Source organism: Mycobacterium sp. SP-6446, assembly GCF_001954045.1.
GTDB lineage: Bacteria > Actinomycetota > Actinomycetes > Mycobacteriales > Mycobacteriaceae > Mycobacterium.
This window is the reverse complement of record NZ_MBEM01000158.1, coordinates 1-20631: the sequence shown is the minus strand read 5'-3', so window position 1 is coordinate 20631 and position 20631 is coordinate 1. Positions and strand designations below refer to the sequence as shown.

General features: G+C 67.9%; 17 protein-coding genes and 1 pseudogene. 1 reads left to right on the top strand and 17 read right to left on the bottom strand.

Annotation, left to right across the window (positions count from 1 at the left end; all coding sequences use genetic code 11):
* Window positions 1–230: 230 nt before the first annotated feature.
* The 5 genes from A5736_RS14565 to A5736_RS26580 all read right to left on the bottom strand — a co-directional run bounded on the left by A5736_RS14565 (window position 231) and on the right by A5736_RS26580 (window position 5725).
* Entirely contained in the window at window positions 231–1517 is a 1287-nt protein-coding gene (locus A5736_RS14565; protein ID WP_076246973.1) for a fatty acid desaturase, read from the bottom strand.
* Window positions 1518–1611: 94 nt separating this feature from the next.
* A complete protein-coding gene (locus A5736_RS14560) occupies window positions 1612–2775 on the bottom strand; it encodes a ferredoxin reductase (RefSeq protein ID WP_076246955.1) in 1164 nt (387 codons plus the stop codon).
* 89 nt (window positions 2776–2864) lie between these two features.
* A complete protein-coding gene (locus tag A5736_RS14555) occupies window positions 2865–3401 on the bottom strand; it encodes a hypothetical protein (RefSeq protein ID WP_076246953.1) in 537 nt (178 codons plus the stop codon).
* Between the two features lie 2 nt (window positions 3402–3403).
* On the bottom strand, window positions 3404–4279 hold the full coding sequence (ppk2, locus tag A5736_RS14550) for a polyphosphate kinase 2 (protein ID WP_076246951.1): 876 nt from the start codon (window positions 4277–4279) through the stop codon (window positions 3404–3406).
* Window positions 4280–4318: 39 nt separating this feature from the next.
* Window positions 4319–5725: a wax ester/triacylglycerol synthase family O-acyltransferase gene (locus A5736_RS26580; protein WP_076246972.1), complete on the bottom strand. Its 1407-nt coding sequence runs from the start codon at window positions 5723–5725 to the stop codon at window positions 4319–4321.
* A gap of 254 nt (window positions 5726–5979) precedes the next feature.
* Here A5736_RS26580 and A5736_RS14540 point away from each other — a divergent pair, with 254 nt between their 5' ends.
* Window positions 5980–6504, top strand: coding sequence for an Rv3235 family protein (locus tag A5736_RS14540; RefSeq protein WP_076246950.1), 525 nt, complete (start codon window positions 5980–5982; stop codon window positions 6502–6504).
* A 20-nt stretch (window positions 6505–6524) separates the two neighbouring features.
* Here A5736_RS14540 and A5736_RS14535 read toward each other — a convergent pair whose 3' ends face one another.
* From A5736_RS14535 to A5736_RS14480, 12 genes and pseudogenes are all read right to left on the bottom strand, one after another.
* Window positions 6525–7676: a cation:proton antiporter gene (locus tag A5736_RS14535; protein WP_076246948.1), complete on the bottom strand. Its 1152-nt coding sequence runs from the start codon at window positions 7674–7676 to the stop codon at window positions 6525–6527.
* Between the two features lie 4 nt (window positions 7677–7680).
* A complete protein-coding gene (locus A5736_RS14530) occupies window positions 7681–8163 on the bottom strand; it encodes a cation:proton antiporter regulatory subunit (protein WP_076125701.1) in 483 nt (160 codons plus the stop codon).
* Between the two features lie 59 nt (window positions 8164–8222).
* The gene (gene mddA / locus A5736_RS14525; protein ID WP_217695753.1) at window positions 8223–8990 is read right to left on the bottom strand and encodes a methanethiol S-methyltransferase; all 768 of its coding nucleotides are present in this window, start codon (window positions 8988–8990) and stop codon (window positions 8223–8225) included.
* Between the two features lie 88 nt (window positions 8991–9078).
* Entirely contained in the window at window positions 9079–10644 is a 1566-nt protein-coding gene (locus A5736_RS14520; protein WP_076246944.1) for an HD domain-containing phosphohydrolase, read from the bottom strand.
* A 31-nt stretch (window positions 10645–10675) separates the two neighbouring features.
* On the bottom strand, window positions 10676–11422 hold the full coding sequence (locus A5736_RS14515; RefSeq protein WP_076246970.1) for a hypothetical protein: 747 nt from the start codon (window positions 11420–11422) through the stop codon (window positions 10676–10678).
* A gap of 139 nt (window positions 11423–11561) precedes the next feature.
* Window positions 11562–14411 (bottom strand): preprotein translocase subunit SecA, encoded by a 2850-nt coding sequence (secA, locus tag A5736_RS14510; protein WP_076246942.1) that lies wholly within the window; start codon window positions 14409–14411, stop codon window positions 11562–11564.
* Between the two features lie 79 nt (window positions 14412–14490).
* Window positions 14491–15201 (bottom strand): ribosome hibernation-promoting factor, HPF/YfiA family, encoded by a 711-nt coding sequence (gene hpf, locus A5736_RS14505; protein WP_371328387.1) that lies wholly within the window; start codon window positions 15199–15201, stop codon window positions 14491–14493.
* A 349-nt stretch (window positions 15202–15550) separates the two neighbouring features.
* Window positions 15551–16192, bottom strand: coding sequence for a ComF family protein (locus A5736_RS14500; RefSeq protein ID WP_076246939.1), 642 nt, complete (start codon window positions 16190–16192; stop codon window positions 15551–15553).
* Window positions 16193–16229: 37 nt separating this feature from the next.
* Entirely contained in the window at window positions 16230–17987 is a 1758-nt protein-coding gene (gene lpqB, locus A5736_RS14495; RefSeq protein ID WP_175611281.1) for an MtrAB system accessory lipoprotein LpqB, read from the bottom strand.
* Complete coding sequence (mtrB, locus tag A5736_RS14490) at window positions 17987–19654, bottom strand: MtrAB system histidine kinase MtrB (protein WP_076125666.1); 1668 nt, start codon at window positions 19652–19654, stop codon at window positions 17987–17989. Before mtrB ends, lpqB begins: the two co-directional genes overlap by 1 nt.
* Window positions 19651–20337, bottom strand: coding sequence for a two-component system response regulator MtrA (gene mtrA / locus A5736_RS14485; protein WP_007168097.1), 687 nt, complete (start codon window positions 20335–20337; stop codon window positions 19651–19653). The genes mtrB and mtrA overlap by 4 nt, the downstream gene beginning before the upstream one ends.
* A gap of 94 nt (window positions 20338–20431) precedes the next feature.
* Window positions 20432–20631 (bottom strand): annotated as a pseudogene (locus A5736_RS14480) (dTMP kinase); the annotation flags it as partial.

Below are 20631 nucleotides of genomic sequence, written 5' to 3'. Positions count from 1 at the left end.
TTCCCTCGTACCTTCCCGAGCGTAAACCCAGGACGTGCGTGGCGTGGTGCCGCCATCGCGCCGAACGTGTTCTCAGGGCGAGAAATCGGCCAAAATTTCGCCATGAGTGCACGCTCGGCGAAGGGGATCGAGCGTAAACCCAGGCGGCCGTGCGCCGAACGTGAAACTGTTGCGCATTTCGGCGTGGAATTTCGCAGCCAGTTCACGCTCGGCGCAAAGGCCCGTAGAGACTAGGCCGCCAAGTCGTCGGAGTTGCCGGCCGCGGCCTTCGCGGCCCGCTTGTCGCGCCGCCAGCCCCGCACGGCGGCGATCGCCGACTTCAGCCCGCGCCGCCGGCCGGTCGCCGGATCGGTGCCGGCGAAACCGGGCTCCAGCTCTGCGAACATGCGCTCGCTGCGGGTCTCCGGCGCATCGTCAGCGTTGTCCACCAGGTACTTGTTCGGCAGCGACAGCTTGGCCAGCGTGCGCCACGTCTTGCCGTACTGCACCAGGAATGAGCCTGTGGTGTAAGGCAAGTCGTACTTGTCGCAGACGGCGCGCACGCGCACCGAGATCTCGTGCAGCCGATTACTCGGCAGGTCGGGGTACAAGTGATGCTCGATCTGGTGGCACAGGTTGCCGCTCATGAACCGCAGCACCGGCCCGGCTTCGAAGTTGGCGCTGCCCAGCATCTGGCGCAGGTACCACTGACCCTTTGTTTCGCCGATCATGTCGGTCTTGGTGAATTTCTCTGCGCCGTCGGGAAAGTGGCCGCAGAAAATGACGGCGTTGGCCCACACGTTGCGGATGATGTTGGCAACAGCATTGGCCGTCAATGTCGACCGGAAAGTAGCCCCGGGCGACAGCGAGGTCAGCGCCGGGAACGCGACGTAGTCCTTGACCACCTGCCGGCCGGCCTTGGCCATGAACTCGTCGATCCGCTGCCGGGCCTCCTCGTTGTCCATACGCTTCTTGACGATCTTGCCGATCTCCACATGCTGCAGGCCGACACCCCACTCAAACAGCAACGCCAGCAACGTGTTCCACACCAGGTTGAAGAAGTTGAACCGCTTCCAGCGCTGGTCTCGGGTGACGCGCAGCATGCCGTAGCCGACGTCGTCGTCCATGCCGAGGATGTTGGTGTACTTGTGGTGCACGAAGTTGTGCGTGTAACGCCAGTGCTTGGACGACCCGCTCATGTCCCACTCCCACGTCGAGGAGTGAATCTCCGGGTCGTTCATCCAGTCCCACTGGCCGTGCATGACGTTGTGGCCGATCTCCATGTTCTCGACGATCTTGGCCACGCCCAACGTGGCGGCGCCTGCCCACCACGCCGAACGCCGCGAACTGGCGGCCAGCATCAGCCGGCCGGCCACCTCCAGCGCGCGCTGGGCCGCGATGGTGCGACGGATGTAGCGAGAATCCCGCTCGCCGCGCGAGTCTTCAATGTCCTGGCGGATAGCGTCCAGCTCAACGGCCAGGCTTTCGATATCGGCGTCCGTGAGATGTGCGAATGCGTCGACGTCTGTGATCGCGATTGTCTCCACCTCCATGCGCTCGGTATGTAGTCAGTTGTGGTTTGTACCTACGCTATCGTAACCTACGATTCCGTAAGTTACCTGTGAGTAGCCTTTAGATGTCGATCACGCAATCGCCCGAAGCGGCGGAAATACACGTCTGAACTCGGGTCCCGGGGTCGTGCTCCTTGCCGGTGCGCAGGTCGCGAACGTGGCCTTCCACCAGGCTAACCACACACGACTGGCAGATGCCCATGCGGCAACCGAAGGGCATCTGCACACCGGCGCCCTCGCCTGCGTCCATCAGCGAGGTCGCGGCGTCTGCGGCGACGGCGCGGCCGCTTCGGGCGAATGTCACCGTTCCGCCGGCTCCAGCGGGCGCGGCCTTGGACACCGCGAATCGCTCCAGGTGCAACCGGTCGCCGATGCCGGCCGCCGACCAGACCCGCTCGGCCTGATTTAGCAGGCCCTCCGGTCCGCAGGCCCAGGTGTGGCGTTGCCGCCAGTCCGGCACCTCGCCGTCGAGCGAGCCGAGGTCGAGCCGGCCCTGGGTGCGGGTCTCGCGCACCCGCAAGCGGTACCCCGGCTGGTCGGCCGCCAGTTCGCTCAACTCGGCGCCGAACATCATGTCGGATTCGGTGGGCACCGAATGCAGGTGTGCGATGTCGGTGATCTGGTCGCGGCGCGCCAGCGTGCGCAGCATCGACATGACCGGCGTGATCCCCGACCCGGCGGTGAGGAACAGGATCGACGCCGGCGCGGGGTCGGGCAGCACGAAATTGCCCTGCGGCGCCGCCAGCCGGACGATGGTGCCCGGTTCCACGCCGGCCACCAGGTGGCTGGACAGGAACCCCTCGGGCATCGCCTTGACGGTGATGGTCACCGTGCGCGCCGCTCCGGATCCGAGAGCGGAGCGGGAAGTCTCGGCCGGGCTCGACGTCAGCGAATACGACCGCCAGCGCCAGCGCCCGTCCACCAGCAGGCCGATGCCCATGTACTGGCCCGGTTGGTAGTCGAAACTGAAGCCCCAGCCGGGCTTGATGACCAGCGTCGCGGAGTCTTCGGTCTCGCGGCGGACTTCGAGGATCCGGCCCCGCAGTTCCCGCGCCGACCACAGCGGATTGGCCAGGTGCAGGTAGTCGTCGGGCAGCAGCGGCGTGGTGATGCGCGCGGCTAGCTTACGAAGCGCGTGCCAGCCGGGATGACGCTCCGCCCCGACGACACTGGGGCGTTTGGTGTCCACGACGTTGGCGGCGATCGATGCATGTTGCTTACTCATTGGTAGCACCCCGTCACACAAGCTACGGTACCGTAACCTACGGTACCGTATCCAGGCTCGCGGGCCCAGAATGCGTCACACAGTTCCCCTCAGAGCAGGTCTAGCAAAAAGGGCAGCTCCTGGTTGGCGTACCAGGCCAGATCGTGGTCCTGAGCGTCGCCGACGATCAGGTCGGCGTCCTCGTCGCCCAGGTCGGCGGCGTCGATCGCCTCGATAGCCCTGGTGACGTCGTCCTCGGCGGCGGCGTTGTCGACGTACGCGGCGATCACCTGGTCAAGCGCGACGGGCGCGCCCAGTCTGACGACGGCGTCGTCCAGATCCGGACGGAACGTGGCCCCGGATTCGCCCAGGCCCACCTCAGCGGACAGCACCGCGCGCCGCGGCCGCAGAGCCGGGTCGGCCCCTCCCGCATCCTGGGCCGCCAGCAGGCGCAGCGACGCAAGCGCGGCCTCGCGCAGCGCCACGTCGGCGAGTTCCTCGTCGTCACCTTCGGCGTAGGCCTCGCGCAATGTCGGGGTCACCGCGAACGCCGTGCCGTTGGCCGGCCACAACGAGCCGTCGGCGACAAGCTGCTGCAACATCGGCAGGGTGGCCGGGATGTAGACGTGGATCGCGGCATCGCCCATGGCTAGCCCTCGATCAACGTGGCCGCATAGTCGTCGACGTACCTCGACAGCTCACGCGGCGGCCGTTCGTAGTTGCCGCTTAGCACCGGGCGTTCCGGCAGCTCGACCTTGGGCGTCTGCACGTCGGTGTACTCGATCGTGGACAGCAGGTGATGCATCATGTTGAGCCGTGCGTGCTTCTTGATGTCTGATTCCACGACGTACCACGGGCTGACCGGGGTATCGGTGTGCACCATCATCTCGTCCTTGGCGCGCGAATAATCCTCCCACCGGTACACCGATTCCAAGTCCATCGGACTCAGCTTCCATTGGCGCACAGGGTCATTGCGCCGCGCCTTGAACCGGCGCAGCTGCTCGTCCTCGGAAACCGAAAACCAATACTTGCGCAACAGAATCCCGTCGTCGATGAGCATCTGCTCCAAGATCGGCGTCTGCCGCAAAAACAGCGCATACTCCTGCGGCGTGCAAAATCCCATCACCTTCTCGACGCCGGCGCGGTTGTACCACGATCGATCGAAGAGCACGATCTCGCCTTTGGTGGGCAGCTGGGCGATATAGCGCTGGTAGTACCACTGGCCGCGTTCGCGATCGGTCGGCGCGGGCAGCGCGGCGATACGGGCGACGCGCGGGCTCAGGTATTCGGTGATCCGCTTGATGGCGCCGCCCTTGCCCGCGGCGTCACGCCCTTCGAAAATGACGACGACGCGCGCGCCGGAATGCCGCACCCACTCCTGCAATTTCACGAATTCCGTTTGCAGCCGGAATAATTCGGCCTCATAGACGGCGTCGGAGATCCGGGGTTCGGACGAACCGGATTTCTTCTTCTTCGCCTTCGCCGACGCTTTGGCCTCTGCGTCGCCGTTTGTTGCGGTGCTCACATCAACGAATGCTATATCCACACAGCGATTTTGACGCCACTACCGAGAAGCTTCCAGAAGCTCTTCGAGTGATTGATTCAGCAGTCCGGGCAGCAGGTCGACATCGCTCATCGCATCGCGGTCGGCATTGATTCCGAAATACAGCATCCCGTTGTAGGACGTCACGCTGATGGCCAGCGCCTGGTTGTGCAGCAGCGGCGGCACGGCATAGCTCTCCAGCAACTTGGTGCCGGCCACATACATCTGCGACTGAGCCCCAGGCGCATTGGTAATCAACAGGTTGTACTGGCGCGCGGAAAAACCGGCGGCGACGCGGATGCCCATCGCGTGCAGCGTCGGTGGCGCAAAACCCGACAGCGTGACGATGGTCCGGGCGTCGACGAGACTGGCGGCCGTCGGGTTCGATTCGGTGGCGTGCGCGATCTGCGACAGCCGCACCACGGCGTTGCCTTCCCCCACCGGCAGGTCGACCAGGAACGGAGTGACCTGGCTGATCGTCTGGCCGGGGCCGGTGGAGTCGTGTTGACCATCGGAGTACACCGACAGCGGCGCCATCGCCCGGATCGTCGCGGTCGGCGATGCCGCTTCACCGCGCGACATCAACCAGTTGCCCAGCGCCCCGGCGATCACCGCCAGCACCACATCGTTGACGTCGCAGTCATACCGCGCCCTGATCGTCCGGTAGTCCTCGAGATTGCCCTGGGCGACCGTGAACCGCCGGCTGCGCGAAACCCGGGCGTTCAGCGGGCTGCTGGGCGCGGTCCCGCGCGCGATCGTGCGCGCGAAACCGACGACACGGCGGCCGGCGTCGAGCAATTCGCCGTAGTTCGTCGCCAGTCCGGCCAACGCGGATCCGACGGCCCGCAGCTGCGCGCCCGGCCCCATCACCCAGTCACTCACCGCGCCGAGCACCAGCCGGGTATTGCCGGGATCGCGTTCAGGTATCCAAATGTCTTCGGGGAACGGCGGCGGACGGCGCGTTCGGTCGGCGATGACGTGGCCGATCTCCAGCGCTGTCATGCCGTTGATGAGCGCCTGGTGGGACTTGGTGTACAGCGCCACGCGGTTTTTGTTCAGGCCTTCGACGAGGTACATCTCCCAGAGCGGCCGCGACTTGTCCAGCGGGCGGGCGGCCAGCCGCGCGACCAGCTGGTGCAGCTGCTCGTCGCTGCCCGGCGATGGCAGCGCCGACTGCCTGACGTGGTAGGTGATGTCGAAGTCGCGGTCGTCGATCCACACCGGCCGGGCCGTGCCGATCACTTCGCGAACCTTCTGCCGGTAGCGCGGTATCTGGGCGAGCCGCTGCTCGACGGTGGCCAGTAACGTCTCGTAGCTCAATCCGGCGCGGGGGCGGCGAAGGATGGACAGCGATCCGACGTACATCGGGGTAGCGGAGTTTTCCAGCCGGTAAAACGACGTGTCCGACGGGGACAACCGGGTCACCACTGCGGCCATGTGCTCCTTGTCAATTCGCCCTCAATTCGCTGGTGCGCCTTCGTGCGCCTCGCTGGTGTGCCGTGTCCCTGACCACCGTAATCGCCCGAGCCGGGCGCGGCAGTGCACGGGTATACGGGAGACCGAATTGCGCGATGGCGACGAGCGCCTTAAAAACAGGCCTAGCAACAACCGTCTGCCACTCTCCAGCAGGCTCCCCGCGTCCGCGTCGGACGACCCGTTCCGTGTGAGTTGGAGAGTGCCCGTTGACCACTAGTCCCTTTGCCGTCACGCCCGTCGTCGAATACGAGCCCGAAAGGCTCGTGCCGCGAAATGTCCCGCCGTGCCGGCCATCGCCGGTCGATGACTCCCGGCAGGCGGCGCCGCGCCGGACCGGGCGCGCACCGGGCCGGGCCCACGCCGGGCGACCCCGCGGCCAACCGGAGGCGGCGACGGCGCTGTCCCCGTCGATGCGTCAGGCGGCGGTCTTCGCCGACGCCGCGCTGCGCCGAGTGCTGGAAGTCATCGACCACCGGCGGCCGCCGGCCCAGCTGCGGCCGCTGCTGGCACCGACTTTGGTCGACTCGGTGGAATCGGTGCGCCGCGCGCCGGCCGCCCGAAAGGGCGCCGCGGTGCTGCGCCGGATGCGGCTGCAACCGGTCGGACAGCCCGCGACCGCGGCCGAGGTCTTCGGGTGCTACAGCCGCGGTGACCGCATGCACGCCATCGCCTGCCGGGTCGAGCAGATCGCGGGCGCGCGATGGCTGCTCGTCGCCCTGCACATCGGTTGACTCCCCGGGGCGCTACAGCGCTACGGCGCTGCGCGCTCCGGCGCCGGGCCGCCGGCGAAGCGCGCCAACACCGGACCCGCGATCGCCATGACGAAGACATACGAGGTCGCCAACGCGGCCACGCCGGGCACCGACGTACCGACCAACCCGATGATGACCAGGGAGAACTCGCCGCGGGCGATGAGCGCCGTGCCGGCCCGCAACTGCCCACGGCGCGCCACACCGTCGCGGCGGGCCGCGAATACGCCGGTGGCCACCTTCGTCGCGGCGGTGATGGCGGCCAGGGCGACGGCCACCGGAAGCATCGGAAGCAACTCGTGCGGGTCGACCGACAGGCCGATCGCCAGGAAGAAGATCGCGGCGAACAAATCGCGCAGGGGGCCCAGCACCTGGCGCGCCCGCTCCGCGGTCTCCCCCGTCAGGGTGAGGCCCACCAGGAACGCGCCCACGGCCGCCGATGCGTGCAGGGACTCGGCCAGGGCGGCGACCATCAGCGTGACGCCCAGTACCCGCAGCAGCAGCTGCTCGGAATCGGCGTGTGCCACCAGCCGGCCGACGTGATGTCCCCAGTAATACGACGCGACGAAGGCCAAAATCAGGGCGACGACCGCGGCGATCATGCCCGCGAGCGCCTCGAGCCAGGTACCTCCGGACGCCAGTACCGCGAACAGCGGCAGGTAGGCGGCCATCGCGAAGTCCTCGAGCACCAATACCGACAGCACGGCCGGGGTTTCGCGGTTGCCGAGCCGGCGCAGGTCTTCCAGTACCCGGGCGATGACACCCGACGAGGAGATGTAGGTGACGCCGGCCAACGCCAGGATCGCGACACCGTCCAGGCCCAGCAGCCAGCCGGCCACAGCGCCGGGCGCGGCGTTGAGCACCACGTCGACGGCGGCCGAGGGCAAATGGTGGCGCAGGCTGCTGGCGAATTCGGTCGCGGAGAATTCCAGGCCCAGGGTCAGCAACAGCAACACGATGCCGATGGGCGCGGCCGTCGTGATGAACCCACCGGCGGCGGCCACGGGCCAGATGCCGCCCTTACCCAGCGAGAGACCCGCCACCAAATAAAGCGGTATCGGGGACAACGCGAACCGGCGCGCGACAGTGCCCAACACCGCGAGCGCGGCCAGGAGGGCGCCGAGCTGAAATAGCAGCGCGCCCGAAACCTGCACTGGCTCAGCCCTTGTCGACGATCTGTTCGACTCCGGCGATGCCCTCCTCGGTGCCGATGACGATCAGGACGTCGCCCGCCCGCAGCGTCTCCGCCGGGCCCGGCGAGGCGAGCACGGCCTCGTCGCGCACGATCGCCACGATCGACGCGCCGGTCCGGGTGCGGGCACGGGTCTCCCCCAGCGGCCGGTCCACGAACGTGCCGCCCGGCCGGATGTGGACTTGGCCCGCTTCGAGTCCCGGCACTTCGCGGGTCAGTTCGGTGAACCGCTCGGCGATGCGCGGCGCGCCGAGAATCTGCGCCACGGCGTCGGCCTCTTCGTCTGTGAGGCGGAACACCGGGCGGGCCTGGTCCGGATCGTCGGGGCCGTACAGGACGACGTCGAAGTCACCGCCGCGCCGCGCGACAATGCCGATCCGGTCACCGCTATGGCTCACGAATTCGTATCGGAGACCGACGCCCGGCAGCAAGACCTCCTTGACATCCATAGGAGTCAATCCTCGGCGAAATACCGCCCGATGAGAAGCGGGACCGGCCAAACTCAGGTTTAACCCTGGGGCGCCGCCTCAGTCGGGTGCGGAGTCGTGTGCGGGCGTGGCCACGGCAGCACCATCGGCACCCGACGACGGTAGTCACGGTATTCGTCGCCCAGCGCGCCGATCAGGTCGTGCTCCTCCAGTTGCGTGGCGAGCAGGATGTAGCCCGTCATCCCGATCGAGAAAAGCAGATGCCCGGCCGTCATCGTGGGCGTCGCCCAGAAGGCGATGAAGAAACCCAGCATAAGCGGGTGGCGCACCAACTTGTACAGCCAGCGAGCGTGAAAACCTATGTGTGTGTACGGTTTTCCTTGCCAAGCCAGATACACCTGGCGCAGTCCGAACAGGTCGAAGTGGCTCACCATGAAGGTCGCCGCCAGCGCGATCGCCCATCCGAGCCAGAACAACGCCCACAGCGCCGTGCGCCCGACCGGCTGCCACACGTCCCAGATGACGGTCGGCATCGTGCGCCATTGCCAGTACAGCAGCACCAGCACGGCGCTGGACAACACCACGTAGGTGCTGCGCTCAATCGTCGACGGCACGACTCGTGTCCACCACGCCTTGAACCCCGGGCGCGCCATGACGCTGTGCTGGACGCCGAACGCGGCGAGCAGCAGCAGGTTGATCAGCACCGCCTGGCCGATGGGCGCGGAGATCCCGTGGTCCACGGATCGCGGGACCCAGAAGTTGCCCAGGAAAGCAACGAGGTACAGGAACGCGGCAAGAAATAGCAGGTATGCCACGGCGCCGTAGCCGACTATCAACAATCGCTTCATTCGCTGATTGTGCGCCTCGACGGCGCTTTTGAACATGGGGCGGATGCCTCATTTTCCGACGAGGCAGGCACGATTTCGGTCGTATTTTTTAGCCGCGGGCCGGGTCCACCAGCCCGTGCTGCAGCGCATACATGCTGGCACCGATGCGGTTGGACACCCCGATCTTCGCGTACGTTCGCTCGACGTGGTTGCGGGCCGTCTTCTCGCTGATCACCAACGACGCCGCGATCTGCTTGTTGGACGCCCCGCGGGCGACCAGGCACAGCACTTCGATCTCGCGCGGCGTGAGCCCGCCCGGACGCAGCCGGGGCTGCCGCTGGGCGGGTTCTCCCGCCGCGTGGAGCACCGCCTCGGCGGCGACGGGGTCGAGCTCGCCCGCGCGCACCCGTTCGCGCAGCCGCCGCGCCGCCGCGCCGGTCGACAGCTCGTCGCGATACGGCCTTGGCTCGCAAGCGGATTGGTAGCTCACCGCGGCCGCCAGCACGCGATCGGGCAGGCTCAGCGCGGTCCCGGCGAGGCCACGGGGATAGCCCGAGCCGTCGAGGCACTCGTGGTGATTGCCGGCGACCTCGGCCAGCCGCGCGAGGCCGGGGACCTGGTTGAGGATCCGCACGGTGAGGTAGGGATGCAGCCGAACCCGTTCGAACTCGGCCGCACTCAACGATGCCGGCTTGGACCAGATTTGGTTCGACACACCGATGCGGCCCAGGTCGTGGACGTGGCCGGCACGTCGGGTCAGCGCCGCGGCACCGGCGTCGAGGCCCGCCGCGAGCGCCGCGTCACCGGCAAGGCGGGCCACCGCGCGCGAATGCCCCAGCGTGAACGGGCATTTCAGGTCGACAAAGTCGCCGAACGCGACGAGGAGGGCGTCCAGCCCCGGTTCGTCGAGCCGCTCGTGACGATCGGGCGCCTCGCGCAATGCCGCCGCCCAGGCGTCACCGGCCGGCGGGCCGGCCAGGATGGTGTCCGCGTGCTGGACGAACGCGTCGACGACGCGCGGGTCGAACTGGCCACCCCGTCGGCTGCGGGCCACGGCTACGGCGCCGTCGACCCCGTACGCGCGGTGGTGCACCTCGACCATGTCGGCGACCTGTGCGACCCGCATCTGGATCGGGATCTGCTCGCCGTGGGCGCCGCCGGGCAGGCCGCCGCCGTCGTATCGCTCGAACGCGAACGCGAGCGACGCCTGCACATCGGGCCCCAGGCCGATTCGGTCGGCCAGCAGCGCCGCCGACGTGCAATGCGAATGGATCAAGCGGGACAGCTGACCGCGCGCATTGACGAAAAGCGTTGCCATGATTGATAACCGGTGCGTCAGCGGTTCGCCGCGGCCGACGTTGCTCAGCAGGAAACGCAGATACGGCAGGCCCGACCAGTCGACCAGATAGGAGTCGTGGCGCACGGCGATGTCGTCGCCGAACCAGCGCGCGTATTCGTGGGAGTCGGCGTGACAACCGATCCACATGATCAGCGTCGTGTAGTACACGCAATCCCGTTGCGCCTCGGTGAGCCCGAGCCGGTCCGCGAGCCGGGTCGCGATCATCGCAGCGCGAAGCATGTGCTCGGCGGGCTGCCCCAGGCCCAGGTCGATGGCCACGGACAGCGCGGCCAGCAGCTCCGCGCGAGTCGGAGCTTCGGACGCCTCGGCCGCCATCAACTCATTGTGCCCAGGTGACCGGCGCTGGTCAGGCAATCGAGACGGTGCGCCCGACGGCATGGTGGCGGCTGGGATCGAACGTCTCGAGATGACCGCCGCCGACCACGAAGAACCCGCGCTGCGGGGCCCGGAAGTCGGCCAGGCGGGCCTGCGGATGCAGCGGCCCGACCGGGCCGAGGTCGTCTCCGCGCAGCGTCGCGCGCGAGCCGATGACCGCCCAGAATCTCCTCGGGGCAAGCATGAATCGCTGCCCGTTCGGAACGGCCCCGGTTAGCCGGATCTGTCCGGCGCCCATCGCCGGACCGGTGGCTCGGCCCATCACACCGAGGGCCAGCCGGTTGGTCCACGCCGCCGCGGGCAGCCGCTGCGCGATCCGGGTCATCAGCCGTGTGGTCGTGGTGACCCCGATGTCCAGGTGCCACTCGAGCAGCCCCGGGATCTGGACGTAGAGCGACCACGGGGTGACCCACGCGACGTCGATATCGCATTGGACCGCGTCGTTCGGCGTCGCCGAGCTGAAGTAACGCGAACAGCTCTGCTCGGCGGGCGTCGTCGCGTAGAACGTCCACACGCCGTCCGGATCCCGGTGCCACACCGATCGGTAGCCGGGCGCGAACGACGCCGAGGGTATGCAGCGCAGGGCGAGATAGTGGCCGCTGGCGAAGGGCAGCCCCAAAACGCCGAAGCCGGTGAATCTTTCGTCGTCCCCGGTGGGCAGCGTGGGGTTCCGCAGGATGGCCGAGGCGGCATCGGCTGGTGTGCGAAATTTTGTCATGCACCGATGCTGCGCGCCGCCGCCGGAGCCGCGCATGAGGCAGCTGCCTCAAATTCTTCCTGCGAACGTGCGGCCAGCCGCACACTCGACGCCCAACGTGCGGCCAGCCGCACGTTCGACGGAAGGTGGGAGCGACGGGCTAGCGCCTCTTCACGGATTTCGGTGGCTTGGCGCCCCGGCCTTGGCGCCGCGCGGCTTCGCGCCGCTCGCGCCGGCTGGCGCCGGCGGGCACTCCGGCCGGCGTCTTGTCGGCGGCCCCACCGCCGTTGCGCTGGACCTGCGCCGAACCGTCCTCCGACGGGCCGGAATACGTCAGGGCCGGCGCTTCGTCGTCAATGCCCTTGGCGCGCAACGCGGCCGGAGCCTGCTCGCGCACCGCGGCGGGCGCGCCACCCGAGCCGTCCCGCTCCCCAGCGGCTGCCGCGGCGGTCGCGAATTCCGCGAGCCCGTCGGGAGCCTCCACCGGGGCGACTTGCGGGGCCGGCGCCGCCTCGACGGTGACGTTGAACAAGAAGCCGACCGACTCCTCCTTCATGCCGTCGAGCATGGCCATGAACATGTCGTAGCCCTCGCGCTGGTACTCCACCAGCGGATCGCGCTGCGCCATCGCGCGCAGCCCGATGCCTTCCTTGAGGTAATCCATCTCGTAGAGGTGCTCGCGCCACTTGCGGTCGATCACGTTGAGCAACACGTTGCGCTCCAGCTGGCGCATCGCGCCCTCGCCGGCGATTTCCTCGAGTTCGGCTTCCCTTGCGGCATAAGCACGTTCGGCGTCTTTGAGCAGTGCCTCGAGCAGCTCCTCGCGGGTGAGGTCGTCGCGGTCGGAGTCCTCGTCGCGGTGGGTGAGCGTCTCGTGGCTGATTCCGACCGGGTACAGCGTCTTCAGCGCCGTCCACAACGCGTCGAGGTCCCAATCCTCGGCATATCCCTCGGAGGTCGCGCCGTCGACGTAGGCGGTGATGACGTCGGTCAGCATGTCGGTGGCCTGCTGCTGCAGGTCCTCGCCCTCGAGGATGCGGCGGCGCTCGGCGTAAACGACCTTGCGCTGCTGGTTCATCACCTCGTCGTACTTGAGGACGTTCTTTCTGACCTCGAAGTTCTGCTGCTCCACCTGGGTCTGGGCGCTCTTGATCGCGCGGGTGACCATCTTCGCTTCGATCGGCACGTCGTCGGGCAGGTTCAGCCGGGTCAGCAGCGACTCCAGCGCCGCACCGTTGAAGCGGCGCATCAGCTCGTCGCCGAGGGAGAGGTAGAAGCGCGACTCGCCGGGGTCACCCTGGCGGCCGGAACGGCCTCGTAGCTGGTTGTCGATGCGGCGCGACTCGTGGCGCTCGGTGCCCAGCACGTACAGGCCGCCGGCCTCGATCACCTCAGTGGCCTCTTTGGCGGCCTCCTCCTTGACGACGGCCAGTTCCTCGTGCCAGGCCGCTTCGTACTCGTCGGGCGTCTCCACCGGATCCAGGCCCCGGGCGCGCAGCCGCTGGTCGGTGAGGAAGTCGACATTGCCGCCCAGCACGATGTCGGTACCACGCCCGGCCATGTTGGTGGCCACCGTGATGCCCCCGCGCCGGCCGGCCACCGCGATGATCCCCGCCTCCTGCTCGTGATACTTGGCGTTGAGCACGTTGTGCGGAATGCGCCGCTTCTTGAACTGACGCGACAGGTACTCCGAGCGTTCCACGCTGGTGGTACCGATCAGGACGGGCTGGCCCTTGTCGTAGCGCTCGGCGACGTCGTCGACCACCGCGATGTACTTTGCTTCCTCGGTCTTGTAGATGAGGTCGGAGCAGTCGGTGCGGATCATCGGCTTGTTGGTCGGGATGCTGACCACGCCCAGCTTGTAGATCTCGTGCAGCTCGGCCGCCTCGGTCTGGGCGGTACCGGTCATGCCGGCGAGCTTGTCGTAGAGCCGGAAGTAGTTCTGCAGCGTGATGGTGGCGAGTGTCTGGTTCTCGGCCTTGATCTCCACGTGCTCCTTGGCCTCGATGGCCTGGTGCATGCCCTCGTTGTAGCGGCGACCGATCAGCACGCGGCCGGTGAACTCGTCGACGATCAGCACCTCGCCGTCGCGGACGATGTAGTCCTTGTCGCGGTTGAACAGCTCCTTGGCCTTCAGCGCGTTGTTGAGGTAGCTGACCAGCGGCGAGTTGGCGGCCTCGTAGAGGTTGTCGATGCCCAACTGGTCTTCGACGAACTCGACGCCCTTCTCGTGCACGCCGACGGTGCGCTTGCGCAGGTCCACCTCGTAGTGGACGTCCTTTTGCATCAGCGGCGCCAACCGGGCGAACTCGGTGTACCAGTTCGAGGCGCCGTCGGCGGGCCCGGAGATGATCAGCGGGGTGCGGGCCTCGTCGATCAGGATGGAGTCGACCTCGTCGACGATGGCGTAGCTGTGCCCGCGCTGCACCAGGTCATCGAGCGAGTGGGCCATGTTGTCGCGCAGGTAGTCGAAGCCGAACTCGTTGTTGGTGCCGTAGGTGATGTCGGCGTTGTAGGCGACCCGGCGTTCGTCCGGGCTCATGTTGGCCAGGATCACCCCGACCTGCAGGCCCAGGAAGCGGTGCACGCGGCCCATCCACTCGCTGTCGCGTTTGGCCAGATAGTCGTTGACGGTGACGATGTGCACGCCCTTGCCGGCCAGCGCGTTGAGGTAGGCGGGCAGCACACAGGTCAGGGTCTTGCCCTCACCGGTCTTCATCTCGGCGACATTGCCCAGGTGCAGGGCCGCGGCGCCCATCACCTGCACGTCGAACGGCCGCTGGTCGAGCACCCGCCAGGCGGCCTCGCGGGCCACCGCGAACGCCTCGGGCAGCAGGTCGTCGAGGCTTTCCCCGTCGTCCAGGCGCTTCCGAAACTCGTCGGTCTTGGCCCTCAGCTCGGCATCGGTGAGCTTTTCGATGTCGTCAGACAAGGTGCTGACATAGTCGGCCACCCTTTTGAGGCGCTTGACCATGCGACCTTCACCAAGGCGCAGCAATTTCGACAGCACAGCTATGTCCCCTGTTGGTAGGAGTCTTCTATAAGGCGACTCCCATGGTAGGTGACAACCAGGTGATGTCCGCCGACCCTCAGGAGAGCCTGATCAGCCCGTAGTCATAAGCGTGCCGCCGGTAGACGACGGACGGCCGTTCGGTCTCCTTGTCGTAGAACAAAAAGAAGTTGTGGCCGACGAGTTCCATTTCGTAGAGCGCGTCGTCGACCGACATCGGCTTGGCTTGATGCTCTTTTGTGCGCACGACGCGGCCCGGCGCGTGGTCGGCGTGGTCGTCGGGTTCGGCTTCGTGCTGGTGCGGCGGCGCCGCCTGGCTGTCGTTGAAGGCCTTGCCATTGAGCTTGTTGTTGACGGACCGCTCCGGCGGCGGGGCCACCGCGGTGGCCTCGGCCAGGGAAACGGGTGTCTTTTCGCCGTAGTGCACCTTGCGGCGATCCTTGCCGCGGCGCAGCCGGCTTTCCAGCCTGACGACCGCCGCCTCCAGCGCGGCATAGAAGCTGTCCGCGCAGGCCTCGCCGCGGACTACCGGCCCGCGGCCCCGCGCGGTGACCTCCACGCGCTGACAGCACTTGCGTTGACGACGGTTGCGTTGGTGCTTGAGCTCGACGTCGAACAGGTAGACGGTCTTGTCGAACCGTTCCAAGCGGGCGAGTTTCTGCGAGACATAGACGCGGAAGTGATCCGGAATCTCGACGTTGCGGCCCTTGAACACGACCTCGGCGGACGTTGTCGGTTCCTGCGCGTCGGTTTCTGCCGGCGGTTGATCCAGAATCTGACCGGAATCCACGGTGAGCCTTGACATACGTGACAACTCGTTTCTCTTTTCACGTCGCACGCGCCCTGCGTGTCGGCTTTCTTGAAGACGCAACGACGGGGTGGGAGCGACTTGAAAGAGATCGCCGCCGCAGGCAGCCCGCCGGTGCAAGGTGTCGAATACTCACCCCCTCCGCAAGTGGCGTATCAACCTGAGAATCGCGACCAGTGAGTCAGACCAGTAGGTCCTCTTAAGTTCCTGAAGGTTGTCCTCGACGTTAGCTCGTGTTCGCCTTGCGATGCCACCATTTCGCTCACCTGTTGCGAGTTCTTCACAACCTCTTGGCTGCCGCACAGGGAGAGACACCGGGAGAGGCACAGCCTCAGGCGGCCGCGATCGCCAGCACCGCGGCCACCCGGACCCCGGCGGACCGCAGGACGCGCACCGATTCGCGTGCCGTCGCGCCGGTGGTGACGATGTCGTCGACGATCAGGACTTCGGTGCGCTGTAGTTTTGCGGGCCTACCCCGCAGCAGGACCCGGCCCGCGATGTTGCGCTCGCGGGCGGCGGGGCGCAGGCCCACCGAGTCGCGGGCCAGCGCCGTCATCCGCAGGGCCGGCACGACGACGGCGTCCGGGTGCGCGGCGACCGCCGCGGCGGCCAACCGGGCGACGGGGTCGCCGCCACGCCGGCGCGCCGCCGAACGCCGGGTCGGCGCGGGCACGATCGTCAACGGCGTCTCGAGCATGCCCCACGTCAGCAGCCGGTGCAGCCCGATGGCCAGCGCGCGGGCCAGCGGCGCGACGAGGTCGGCGCGCCCGTGCTCCTTCAGCGCGAGGATCGCCTGGCGCCGCGCGCCGGCGTAGCGACCGAGCGCGAACACCGGCGCCTGCGGGTCGATGCGCGGGGTGATCAGGTGCGGTTCGTCGGGTTTGACGGCCAGCTCTAGGGCGCACGCGTCGCACCAGCGGGTCGCAGGCGCGCCGCAGCCGCCACATTCCAGCGGCAGGATGAGGTCGAGCACGTCGCCAGTGTGGCGGCCAGGGGTGACAAGTGCTCGCTTACCCCGGCAAGACCGGTGCCGCCCCGGGTGCGCCCAAGCCGGCTACCTCCGACCAGCTCTGCTCGCCTTCGGCGGAGGACGCCGAATATTGCAGCACCCCTTGCGGAGCCGCGACGTACACCGTCGACGGGTTGGCCGCGATCGCCGTCAGCGGAATCTGCAAACCGCGCGAGGGCGCGTCGGAGTTCACGCCGTCGATGTTCACGTACGACACCGGATGCGTGGCGTCCGTGCGGGTCACCACGATGTCATCGCCGGTTCGCCAGGACAGCGACACCACCGACGTGCCGAGTCCGAAACCCAGCCGCCGCGGATATGTCAGGGCGAACTGGCCGGCCTGGGTCTGCTCGACGCTGGCGATGATCACCTGGCCGGCGATCACCATCGCGGCCCGGGTGCCATCGCGGGACAGCTGCAGCTCGGTGATCGGCCCCGGGAAGCGGGTGGCGACCGCCGCCGAATCGACCGGGATGCGCGCGGGCTGCCCCGACGCCGGCTCCTGGAACGACCGCAGCACGTTGTTGGTGTCGACCACCACCCAGACCGCGTCGTCCAGCGACCAGCTGGGCCGCGAAATGCTGTGCCCGTCGGCGGATTGCACCGCCTCACCACCCAGCTCGCCGATCCACAGCGACTCCGCCACGTCGGGAGCGCCGCGCCGCAGGGTCACCACCGACGCCACCTCGCGCCCACTGCGCGACAGCGCGGCGGACGACTGGTCCCCCATCCGCCCGAAGGCCCCGGGCACCGTCGTGGTGTGCTGCCCGTCCAACCCGACCAGGGAACCGTTGACCAGCGCGTGCAAACCCGCGCCCGCGCCGTCGGCCACGCCCGGGTCGGTGGCCGCGACGTCGGAGGTAGTCCAGCCCTCGGCGAACCTGTCGTCCAGCGGCGCACCGTCGGCGTTGATCACATACGGCCCCCTGATATCCGCGCGGGCCAGGGTCCAAATGATTTGCGCGGCAAGCAATTGCCGGCTGTGCGGATCGGTCGTCGATAATTTCTCCAGATCGATGCGCGCTCCCCCGTAACCGCGGCCGATCCCGTTTTTGCCGCCGTCGGCCCGGGTCACCGGGCCGCGCAGCCGCAGCGGCGGCGCGAGCAGGTTGCGGACCGTATGGGCCATCTCCGGCCGCGGGCCCGCCAGCAGCTTGGACACGAGTTCGGTCGCCAGCTGATCGTGATCGGACACCGCGACGTAGCGCGGGTCGGGGACCACGGTCTTGCCCGTGGGGTCGGCGAAGTACAGCGTGTTGCGTTTGTAGGTCGCCTGAAATTGCTGCCAGTCCAAGAAGACTCCGTTGGGCAGGCGGTCGATGCGCCAACCGCCCGACGTCTTGACCAACTCGATCGGGCCCGGGTCCGGCAGCGTGCCCTCCGCGGTTTCGAACACCCCCATGTCAGACAGCGAGCCCAGGATGTCGGCCCGCATGTTTGCCGAAACCCGTTCAGCGCCACGGGTTTCCACGAACACCACATGGTCGATCAGCAGTGCGCTACCCGCGTCGTCCCACGCGTTGGACGCCGACTGGGTGAGGAACTGCCGCGCGGCCAGATGCCGGTTCGCGGGATCGGCTGTGGCCTTGAGGAATTCGCGCAGCAGCACGTCGGGGTCCATGCCCGGGGTCGGCTTGGGCAGGTTCGACGGCGCCGGTCGCTCGACGGTGCCGATGGCCTGGGGTGCCGACGAGCTGGGCACCCCGGCGCACCCGGCGAGCAACACCGCCAGCAACAGCAGACCCAGGAGCCGGCGCATCACCCGCTCCTCTCGGCATGCTCGCGCGTGCGCTGGCGCTCCTTGCGTTCGGCAGCCGGCGGTTGCGGAATGGGTTTCATGGGCAGCGGGCTGGTGGTGACCTTGTGGCCGCGAACCAGCGGCAGGGTCAGCCGGAAGCACGCGCCCTGACCGGGCTCGCCCCACGCCTCGAGCCGGCCCTGGTGCAGGCGCGCGTCCTCGATGCTGATCGCCAGGCCCAGCCCCGTGCCGCCGGAGCGCCGCACCCGCGACGGGTCCGAGCGCCAGAACCGGCTGAACACCAGCTTCTCCTCGCCGGGCCGCAGCCCCACCCCGTGGTCGCGGACCGTGACGGCGACCGTGTCCTCGTCTGCGCCCATCCGGATGTGGACGGGCTTGTGCTCGGCGTGGTCGATGGCGTTGGCGATCAGGTTGCGCAGGATTCGCTCCACCCGGCGCGCGTCGACCTCGGCGATCACCTCCTCGTCGGGCATCTCGACAAGCAGCTCGATGCCGGCCTCTTCGGCCAGGTGCCCCACGTTGCCCAGCGCGCTTCGCACCGTGGTGCGCAGGTCGACCGCCTCGACGGACAGCTCGGCCACGCCCGCGTCGTGGCGGGAGATCTCCAGCAGGTCGTTGAGCAGCGTCTCGAAGCGGTCCAGCTCGTTGACCATCAACTCGGTGGACCGCGCCAGCGTCGGGTCGAGGTCGGCGCTGTGGTCGTAGATCAGGTCGGCGGCCATCCGCACGGTGGTCAGCGGGGTGCGCAGCTCGTGGCTGACGTCGGAGGTGAACCGCCGCTGCAGGTTGCCGAACTCCTCGAGCTGGGTGATCTGGCGCGACAGGCTCTCCGCCATGTCGTTGAACGACACCGCCAGCCGGGCCATGTCGTCCTCGCCGCGCACCGGCATCCGCTCGGACAGATGGCCGTCGGCGAACCGTTCGGCGATCCGCGACGCCGACCGCACCGGCACGACGACCTGACGCGATACCAGCAGCGCGATCCCGGCGAGCAGGACCAGCAGCACCGCTCCGCCGGTGATCATCGTGCCGCGCACCAGCTGGATGGTGGCCTGCTCGTTCTTGAGCGGGAAGATCAGGTACAGCTCCAGGTTGGCCACCTGCGCCGACGCCGGCGTGCCGATGATCAGGGCCGGCCCGGAGAAGCCGTCGGTGTGCACGGTGGCGTATTGATAGGCGGCCTGCCCGGCCTTGACGAAGCCGCGCAGCGAGTTGGGCACCTGGTCGACGGGTCCCGCCGAACTCGCGGCGCGCGGGCCGTCACCGGGAACGAGCAGCGCCGCGTCGAACGCACCCGCGAGGCCGGCGCCCGACGCCGGGTCGGTCTTCGACGTCAACGTGTTGCGGGCCAGCTGAAGGCTGCTGTCCAGCGAGCGCGTCTCCTCGCCGTTGACGATCCCACCGACGGTGGTGCGCGCCCGCTCGATCTGCTCGAGGGCGGCTTTGACCTTGACGTCGAGCACCCGGTTGGTGACCTGACTGGTCAGCACGAAGCCGAGCGCCAGGATCACCGCCAACGACAGGCCCAGGGTCAGCGCCACGACTCGCAACTGCAGCGAACGGCGCCAGGCAATGCCAACGGCTCGGCTCAACGCACCTAAGCCACGTGCCATGGGGCCCGTGCGCCCCCAACGACTCCTGGTGCGTCGCGGCGAGCGCCGGATCACGGAGGTCCGGCCTTGTATCCCACTCCTCGAACGGTCAACACCACAGTCGGGTTCTCAGGGTCTTTTTCGACCTTGGCCCGTAGACGCTGGACATGCACGTTTACCAAGCGGGTATCCGCTGGGTGCCGGTATCCCCACACCTGTTCGAGCAGCACATCACGAGTAAACACCTGGCGTGGTTTGCGTGCCAGCGCGACCAGCAGGTCGAACTCCAGGGGGGTCAGGGAGATCTGCTCGCCGTTTCGAGTGACCTTGTGGGCGGGCACGTCGATCTCGACGTCGGCGATCGACAGCATCTCGGCGGGCTCGTCGTCGTTGCGCCGCAGCCGCGCGCGCACCCGGGCGACCAGCTCCTTGGGCTTGAACGGCTTCATGATGTAGTCGTCGGCACCCGACTCCAGGCCCAGCACCACGTCGACGGTGTCGGTCTTGGCCGTCAGCATGACGATCGGCACGCCGGAGTCGGCGCGCAAGACCCGGCACACGTCGATGCCGTTCATGCCGGGCAACATCAGGTCCAGCAGCACCAAATCCGGGCGCAGCTCGCGCACCGCGGTCAGGGCCTGGGTGCCGTCACCGATGACCGCGGTGTCGAAGCCCTCCCCACGCAGCACGATGGTCAGCATCTCCGCCAGCGAAGCGTCGTCATCGACGACCAAGATCCTTTGCCTCATGGAGTCCATGGTGTCACCGAATCGGGACAAAACTCGGGCGCCACACGGGCGTTTCTTATTCGATAGGGGCAAATCGTGACAAATTTGTGCTATCTGGCCGTCTCTACGGGGCGATCAACGCGGCCGCCAGCCCGCCCGGATCGACGTCCGCGTCGACGACGAGCCACCGCCCGCCCCAGTCCGCGGCGGCCAAACCGGCGTACACCGCACCGGTGCGCTGCTGAAGGTCGTCGTCGCGTTCGTAGCTGTCGCGCGCCCGGCCCGGCTCCGATTCGGCGCGGTCGCGGGCCCGCTGCGCGGCGA